1 protein-coding gene is annotated in these 1,922 nt (G+C 40.0%); it reads left to right on the plus strand.

Features of this window, described 5'->3' with window-relative positions; genetic code table 11:
* Positions 1 to 285 precede the first annotated feature (285 nt).
* Positions 286 to 1,698, plus strand: coding sequence for a coniferyl aldehyde dehydrogenase (locus tag A1019T_RS11240; protein ID WP_077451709.1), 1,413 nt, complete (start codon positions 286 to 288; stop codon positions 1,696 to 1,698).
* Positions 1,699 to 1,922 lie beyond the last annotated feature (224 nt).

The following is a 1,922-nucleotide window of genomic DNA, read 5'->3' on the forward strand; positions in this document are numbered from 1 at the left end:
AGCATTAAATTTAATCAAGATTTCTGATAAAAAAGGCAGTGTTAAGTCTATCCTTAAGCAGTGTGCTTGGAATGATGAGGTGCGCGACTTGATTATTATGGGCTAAAAGTGTGCGGTTGCCCTGATATTTTTAACAGATATATCGACGTAGGTTGTAATCCTGTGAGGTATAACTGCTATGTTTTAAATAGATAGTTAGCTTTAAATTGAATAGATAGTAAAAAATATGTCAGCCTTAGTGAGTTAAATAAAAATTAATAATGACGCAATCATAAGGATGTTTGAATGAGTCAAAGTATCATTACCACAAAAGAGCAGTTAACCGCTCAGTTTGAACATATGCACAAACTGAGCCGTAAGCGTCCAATTAATTTATGGACGGATCGAGAGGCTTTACTTGAAAGTTTAGAAGCCATGTTATCTGAAAATAAGCAAATTTTTGCTGACTCAATTAGTCAGGATTTTGGTCATCGTAGTAAAGATGAGACCAATTTCGCGGAATTATTTCCAAGCTTCCATGGGATTTCTCATGCCAAGAAAAATGGAAAGTCTTGGATGAAAACCCGCCGTGTGCCCATCTCTACTCTCTATAAACCTGCCCATAACGAGATCCAGCCTCAACCTTTAGGACTAGTGGGAATTATGGTTCCTTGGAACTATCCTTTGTTCTTGGCGGTGGGTCCTATGATTGATGCGCTGACTGCTGGCAACCGTATTATGATTAAGATGAGTGAATCGGCGCCGCTATTTGCAGAAGCCTTTGCCGAAGCGGTCTCTCGTCATTTTTCATCTGATCTGGTGTCTGTGGTGATTGGGGAAGTTGATTTGGCTGTGGCTTTTAGTTCCTTGCCTTTTGATCACCTACTTTATACTGGTTCAACCAACGTGGGCAAACAAGTTATGGCTGCTGCTGCCCCCAACCTGACGCCTGTGACTTTAGAGCTGGGCGGAAAATCTCCAGTTGTTATAACGGACGAAGTGAATTTAGAAAATGCAGTCAATCGAGTAATGATGGGTAAGACGCTAAATGCGGGTCAGACCTGTATTGCCCCTGATTATGTATTGATTAACTCTTCACTGCACAGTAGGTTTGTTAAATTGGCAAAAGAGTGGGTAGAAAAGCATTACCCAAATATAGCTAATAATGAAGACTACACCCACATTATTAATGACAGTCAATTTAAGCGAGTTCAAGGGTATTTAGAACAGTTACCTAATGAGCAAGTTGTTCCATTGACCAACGTTGCAGCCAATACAGAAACTCGTCTAATGCCGCCAGTGATTGTCCTAAATCCTGATCCAGAGAGTGAGGTAATGCAAAATGAACTTTTTGCACCTATCTTACCTCTAGTACATATTAATGGGTTGCGTGACGCGGTTGAGTTTGTCAACAGTCGTCCACGTCCGTTAGCCTTATATGTCTTTGGTGAGAACAATGATGATATTGACTACGTGCGCAATTACACCGTTTCAGGTGGGGTAGCCGTCAATGAGGTCATTATGCATGTGGCCCAGCATGAATTGCCTTTTGGTGGTGTGGGTCATTCAGGAATAGGCGCTTATCACGGAAAAGCAGGTTTTGAGCGCTTAAGCCATATGAAACCGGTCTTTGTGCAGTCCAAATTTAATGCGATGAATATCATGTTACCTCCTTATAGTGATCTGTTTAGAAAAGGACTCAAGTTCTTAATTAAATAATTCACTGCTAAACAACAGTTCGCTAATCTATTTGTAAACCAAAAACTTTATTAATAAAGGCCCTTCTAAAATATTAGAGGGGCCTTTGCTTTATTAAAACTACACTCTGTATTGGTAACTTTAATGTAAGCATCCGACCATCCCATCTTTTTTTCTATTAAAAAATGCGAGATAGTGTCCACGAACAAATAATCGTGGACACTAACATGACAACACAATCTCCT

Origin of the sequence: Psychrobacter piechaudii (assembly GCF_900162825.1) — a bacterium.
Taxonomy (GTDB): Bacteria; Pseudomonadota; Gammaproteobacteria; order Pseudomonadales; family Moraxellaceae; genus Psychrobacter; species Psychrobacter piechaudii.

Coding starts and splice junctions, on each gene's coding strand:
- A1019T_RS11240 (WP_077451709.1), top strand. CDS start 286: ATGAGTCAAAGTATCATTACCACAAAAGAGCAGTTAACCGCTCAGTTT.